4 protein-coding genes and 2 pseudogenes are annotated in these 6302 nt (G+C 63.9%); all 6 read left to right on the forward strand.

The window, feature by feature from the left end; genetic code table 11:
* Window positions 1-21: 21 nt before the first annotated feature.
* Window positions 22-1047: pseudogene (locus A5753_RS14740) on the forward strand (alpha/beta hydrolase); the annotation flags it as partial.
* A 1126-nt stretch (window positions 1048-2173) separates the two neighbouring features.
* A complete protein-coding gene (locus A5753_RS14750; RefSeq protein ID WP_067129241.1) occupies window positions 2174-2683 on the forward strand; it encodes a hypothetical protein in 510 nt (169 codons plus the stop codon).
* Window positions 2684-3083: 400 nt separating this feature from the next.
* Entirely contained in the window at window positions 3084-4310 is a 1227-nt protein-coding gene (locus A5753_RS14755; RefSeq protein WP_067129215.1) for a PPE family protein, read from the forward strand.
* A gap of 70 nt (window positions 4311-4380) precedes the next feature.
* Window positions 4381-5772, forward strand: coding sequence for a PPE family protein (locus tag A5753_RS14760; protein WP_067129218.1), 1392 nt, complete (start codon window positions 4381-4383; stop codon window positions 5770-5772).
* Window positions 5773-5800: 28 nt separating this feature from the next.
* Window positions 5801-6100 carry a PE family protein gene (locus A5753_RS14765; protein WP_067129221.1) on the forward strand — a complete coding sequence of 100 codons (300 nt, stop codon included), beginning with the start codon at window positions 5801-5803 and terminating at the stop codon, window positions 6098-6100.
* Between the two features lie 115 nt (window positions 6101-6215).
* Window positions 6216-6302: pseudogene (locus A5753_RS23900) on the forward strand (WXG100 family type VII secretion target); the annotation flags it as partial.

Consider the following 6302-nt stretch of genomic DNA (forward strand, 5'->3'; position numbering starts at 1 on the left):
TATCGACCGGTCAGACCTCGACAGCGCAGCGAGCAGGCCCCGCCGGTAGCTGCCGGTTATGAATGGGCACGCAGAGAAGGGAAGACAGAGATGCCGAGCAGCGCTCAACGCCAGAAGGTCAGCTTCACCAGCGGTGGCAGCCAGTGCGCCGCGTGGTTCTATCCAGCCACCGGCGGCGCGTGCGTCATCATGGCCGCCGGATTGGCGGTGATCAAAGAAGCCGGCACCGACCCGATCGCACACCGACTGCACGCCGCGGGTTACAACGTCCTGGCTTTCGACTACCGCCGTCTCGGCGAAAGCAAGGGCAGCCCACGACAACTGGTAACGATTGGCGACCAGCTCGACGACTTCCAAGCCGCGATCGACTTCGCCTCAACGCTGCCCGGTGTGGACAAACTCGCCATCTGGGGCTTCTCTATCTCTGGTGGCCACGTCTTCACCCTCGCCGCGCGCAACCCTCACCTCGCCGCAGCCATCGCGCACGCCCCAGCCGCCGACGGCCTTGATGCCATGCGCAACGCGCTTCGGCACATGACCGCACTGTCGTTCGCCCGCACGGTCAGCCGCGCGGCCGCAGACGCTATCGGCGGCAGGCTCGGCCGCCAGCCGCTGCTCGTTCCGTTGGCCGGCGCACGCGGCACCGTCGCAGCGCTGACCACACCGGACTCGCGAAACTACGTCAGGGCGCTCAACCCGGCGAACCGCTATCCCCAATGGGAGCAGGCCGTGGCCGCCCGATCAGCGCTGCGCGTGGGCTTTTACCGTCCGGCCAGAATCGCCGCGCACATCACCTGCCCGCTGCTCGTCGTCGCTTACGACAACGACGGCGTTGCCCCACCCGGACCCGCGATCCGCGCTGCACAACGAGCCCCACTCGGCGAGCTGGCCCGCATCCCGGGCGGGCACTACGCGGGGTTCCTCGACAGCACAGAACAGACAATGCACACCCTGCTGTCATTCCTCGACCGCCACCTCCAGACGTCGCAACACCTGCACAGCATCCCAGACGCAGCTAAGAGCGCTGGTACCAAGCAAGTGACGTGACGGACGCCGTGGCGGCCGATGTGAGCGCCACGCCACCGCGTTGGCCTAGCCGCAATGATGACCGAGATGCGTTACTGTGAGCAGCGATCGACCTCCCCGCCGCCCTAGTCGACCGATTCGGTGTTCTCCGTCGCGGGCCGAGGTGCAGTGGGACCACTCCAGATCGCCGCCGGCCACCAGGCCCTTGTTGTCACTCGCGGCCGCCAACCGCGACCCGACCGTCTTTCGATCAACCAAACCAACTTCACCCACGACGCGACGGCCCCGCACCGCTGGCATTCGGCTACGGAGCGCACTACTGCCTCGGTGCGGCCCCGGCACGACTGGAAACCCGACCGGCTGCGCGAGATCCTAAGCCGCAGCCCGCAACTCATCGCCCCCGCCACCTGGCGAGACACGCCAGCCATCCGCGGACCGCTCAACGTCCCAGTCGTTTTCAATACTTCGCCACGAAGTAATGTCCGTGTCGCGTGACGTATCAAGGTAGGACTCGTCGGTCGCTAGCAACGGTGGCCCAGAAGCCGCCGTCAGAGTGGTTTGGGAAAATGACGCGAATTTGAGACAGATGTCAGATGACAGTCTGTGAGACGGGTCCAATCGCGAGGTTAACGCGTCGCGATATGACACCGGATCTGAGAGACCTACACCTGACAAGAACGAGTGCATCCGGGCGGGCCGCTCCGCAGGTCAGTTGGCAATAACTATAGCACTATGCAATAGTTGCAGTAGGAACTGTAATCTGACAAGGCTCCGGCTACCGCACAGCGAGTCGAATTCTTCGTCGATAGTGGGAAGTGAGCCGTTGTGCTGAACGACATTTCGGGAATGCCCGCCGGTATACGAGCGTTGGAGGCCACCGGCACGGTAGTGGCGGCAGATTACGAGAGGGCCTTCGCACCGCTGGATGACCAGATGCGACGAGCAGGAAGTCGGATGCGCCTTCTCTTCCAGTTCGGCGCCGGCTTTCAGCGCATGACTCTGGGAGCTCTATTGTCCAGATCGCGGTATGTCGAATGACTTTCGGGTGTAGCGGGTTTCGACGCTGGCGGCGAGTGTTTATCGAGCCACCAATCAGCAGCGAGTTTGATGCGGCGACTGTGGCTACATCGGGTCGAAGCGGCTGATGATGGCCCGCTACACCAGGGGGCGGGTTCCGGGTGAGACCGGGGACCTGAAGAAAATCAGCCTCAATCCTTCGCATTGGCGATCAGGTCGCATTTTTCTGCTTTTGCAAGGCGTGCTGACTGGAATCCTCGGCGCAGCCGCGCTGGGCTGGGCGATCGCTAGCCCTCTCGCCGAGCCGACTCGAATACCTCTGCTGGGCTTGCGATTCAGCCTGCTGCACGGCGCCATGTTGCTCGGATACGCAATGCTCGCATGTTTGGCGAGCATGTCTCGTCGTGCCGCGCTGTGGTTTACCGCTCTTGCGATCACCCTCTGGTTCGCGATGACGATCACATGCGCGGTTGCCGCAACTCACCATGTACCAGGTCCACTCGGGTTCGATCTCCGGGACATGCTGCTATATGCGTTGCTCGTGGCGTATAACACCGGTTTAATGCTCTGGCTCAACGCTGACGCGATCGAGGGACCAGCATGGGTGCCGCGTCGGCGATCACGGAAAGGGTCCCGTTAAACACACCTGTGGCCACCAATCCCACAGCCACAATCTCCGATCATCAATTCGCCACGGGCGCAGACGCGCTCGCCACCGATCGTTACGCCTGCTTCATGATCTCGACCGTGGCGCGGCTATGCCTGACGTCCGGCACTGTCCGGTGATGCTGGAGACTCGTTCGCGCTGCCACGCCGACCGCGGATGAAATGATCCGCGCGGAAACGCATCTCGACTCTACGGAGGGCAGCGCCCAGGGGGCTCATCGTGGGTTCACCGAAAGCGCACTTACGAGAAGTGCGAATTGGCAGCTGCTCCAGCGCGAGCCGTAGACAGCGTCCTGACAGCTTTCTCCACGTACTCAGCCAGCGAGCCCAGGGAAATAACACGAACGGAGGTCCAGCGAGAAAAGAGGTGGTAGATGGACTTTGGACTGCTTGCGCCCGAGATCAACTCAGGTCGCATGTACACCGGTCCTGGGCCGGGACCGATGCTGGCTGCTGCAGCGGCATGGGATGAGCTGGCCGCGCAATTGCACTCGAGCGCCGCGTCCTACTCTTCGGTCATCTCCGACCTGACGTTCGGATGGCAAGGTCCATCGTCGGCGTCGATGGCGGCGGCAGCGTCCCCATATCTGGCGTGGATGACCGCAACCGCTGCGCAGGCCGAACAGACTGCCCTACAGGCAAAGGCGGCCGTAGCTGCCTATGAGACCGCGTTCGCGGGAACCGTTCCGCCGCCGGTGGTGGCGGCCAATCGGACGCAATTGATGGCATTGATCGCGACGAATCTGTTTGGCCAAAACACCCCGGCAATCATGGCTACTCAAGCGCAGTACATGGAGATGTGGGCCCAGGATGCGGCGGCAATGTACGGCTATGCCGGTTCCTCGGCGGCCGCATCGGAGGTGACGCCGTTCACCCCTGCTCCGCAGACTACAAATCCCGCCGGGTCAGCGGGTCAAGCTGCGGCGGTGACCCAGGCCACCAGCATGGCGGCCGGCGCGCCCGTTCAGATGTTGCCGCAGACAATCTCCGCGACGCCGCAGGCATTGCAAAGCCTCGCCACGCCCATGGCCGCCGCTGATCCGCCCGCCGCGGCCGCCGCTTCACCGTCGCTTCTGTCGTCGCTCGACAGCTTCATCACGGGGCCGCTATCGCCGGCGTCGTTGTTCACCATCCCGGGTGTCCCTTATCTTCTCGGTATACAGAGTTACCTAGCGCCTCAAGCCGCGGCGAACTTGACGACCGCATCCGAGAATTACTCCAAAGCGCTGGCCAAAGCGACCACCGCAGGCGTCCCACGGATAGTCAGCGCACCGGTATCGGCGGGCATCGGCCGCGCGGGCGTCGTCGGGGGATTGTCCGTGCCGCAAGGCTGGGCTTCGAGCGCTCCGGCGATCAAGACGATGGCAGCGACATTGCCGGAGAGCAGCCTGAGCGCCGCTCCAGTGGCACTCGCGGCCGATCGACCTGGAAGCCTTGTCGGCAATATGGCGCTGTCTGGCTTGGCCGGACGCGCTATGGGCAGGACCGGTGGTGCCGCTGCTCGAGCGACGGGTACAGGCGGCGCTGCCGATGCGCGAGAAGCCACCACAGCCAACATCTTTGTGATACCCGAGGGTCTGCTACCCGAGGCCGACGAATGACCGGCGCCGGCACGCCATCGTCGCCTATCGGAACTGCCAACGCCCGCGCAATCAATCGAGGAGCCTAGCAATGGATTACGGCGCGATGCCTCCGGAGATAAATTCCGCTCGCATGTATGCCGGCGCGGGGTCGGGATCGATGCTGGCCGCCGGTGCGGCATGGGATGCGCTGGCCGCCGAACTGCGTTCGACCGCCGCCTCTTATTCCTCGTTGATCTCGGGGCTGACCACAGCATGGCTGGGTCCCTCATCGGCGAACATGGCGGCAGCGGCCGCGCCGTATGCGGCATGGCTCCACACCACCGCGGCGCAGGCCGAGCAGACCGGCAACCAGGCCAGATCGGCGGCGGCCGCCTATGAGGCCGCATTTGCTGCCACGGTGCCCCCGACGGTGATCGAAGCGAACCGTGCGGAACTGGCGTCGCTGACTTCCACCAACGTTTTCGGTCAGAACACCGCGGCAATCGCGGCCAATGAAGCCCGATACGCGGGAATGTGGGCCCAGGATTCGGCGGCGATGTACGGCTATGCCGGCCAGTCGGCAGCCGCCGCCGCGGTGACGCCGTTTGCGCCCCCTACACAAAACACCAACCCGGCTGGTTCGGCCGGACAAGCTGCCTCGGTCGCCCGTGCCGCCGGAACGTCGACGGGCGCGAGCACCCAGTCGGCATTGGCGCGGCTGACCTCCGCAACACCAGGCACTCTGCAAAGCCTGGCAGCACCGGCCGCTGCAAATCCGTCGGCGTCGGGCTCATCGCTGGCGAGCTTTCTCAGCAATCTGAATTCATCTTCGCTGGCAAAGATTGCCGGGAACGTGGAGCTGGTTCCGAAAATGATTCTGCCGGCTAATGATGTCTTGATCAGCACCATCATGGGGCTCGTGATTGGAGGACGGCATCTTGGCGATATGACGGCCGCGGTCAAGGCCGGGGCATCCAGCCTTGCGGCGGGGCTCGGTTCGGGCGCACGCGCCGCGGGATCTGCGGTCGCAGCCAGTGTCGGCCAGGCCGGTTTTGTAGGCGGGTTGGCGGTTCCACCTAGTTGGGCCGTGGCCACCCCGGCGATCAGGACCGCCGCCGCAGTACTGTCGGGCACCTCGGAGGACGCTATTGGGGCTGCCGCCGTAAGCGCGGGAAGCTTCTACGGCGGATCGGCCATGGCAGGTATGGCCGGCGGAGCGCTCGGTGCCGCGCTCCCTCGCGCCGTATCCGGTGGTGGTGCCAAGGGGCGCGGTGTCAGAGGCAACCGGGGAACGAACCTCAAAGACAGCGATTCGCCCGAAAGCCTGCAACGTGTTGTGGCCGACATGGCGAAAAATCCGGACAGCGTTCAGCACTGGCATACCGATCCTGACAACCTCGATGGCTTGCTCGCAGAGCTGCGAAAGAAACCGGGCACCCACGCAGTGCACGTGAAAAACGCAAATCCCAAGCTCATACCGCGGAACCCACAGTCGACATAGGTGAAACCAACAGAGGAAGAAGAACCAAATGTCCTTCGTCACTACCCAACCGGAAGTTCTGGCCGAGACGGCCGGCAATCTGCGCGGCATCGGAGCTGTCATGTCCGCCCAGAATGCCGCGGCGGCGGCCCCGACCACCGGTATCGTCCCGGCGGCCGCCGATGAGGTATCGGCCCTAACAGCAACGCACTTCGCCGCGCATGCCCAGTTGTATCAGGCGATTGTCGCTCAGGCCGCCGCGGTGCATGAGATGTTTGTGAACACGCTGGGTACCAGCGCCGCATCATATGCGGCCACCGAGGCCGCGAACGCAATTGTGGCCGGTTAGCGCATGTCGCCGGGAGCGACTCCAACCTAACATCGTTGCATACAAGGCTATTTCAGTCAGCCAAATATCAGTGACCTGTCCGTGAAAGTAGCTCAACTCGAGATCGGAGAATACAGTGCCTACTCATTTTATGACCGACCCGCACGAGATGCGGGCGATGGCGGGCCGCTTCGAGGTGCACGCCCAGACCGTTGAGGACGAG

This window comes from Mycobacterium sp. 852002-51971_SCH5477799-a (assembly GCF_001667145.1).
GTDB lineage: Bacteria > Actinomycetota > Actinomycetes > Mycobacteriales > Mycobacteriaceae > Mycobacterium.

Excerpts from the sequence above, each read along its gene's own strand:
- A5753_RS14765 (WP_067129221.1), top strand. The coding sequence starts at position 5,801 with ATGTCCTTCGTCACTACCCAACCGGAAGTTCTGGCCGAGACGGCCGGC.
- A5753_RS14760 (WP_067129218.1), top strand. The coding sequence starts at position 4,381 with ATGGATTACGGCGCGATGCCTCCGGAGATAAATTCCGCTCGCATGTAT.
- A5753_RS14755 (WP_067129215.1), top strand. The coding sequence starts at position 3,084 with ATGGACTTTGGACTGCTTGCGCCCGAGATCAACTCAGGTCGCATGTAC.
- A5753_RS14750 (WP_067129241.1), top strand. The coding sequence starts at position 2,174 with ATGGCCCGCTACACCAGGGGGCGGGTTCCGGGTGAGACCGGGGACCTG.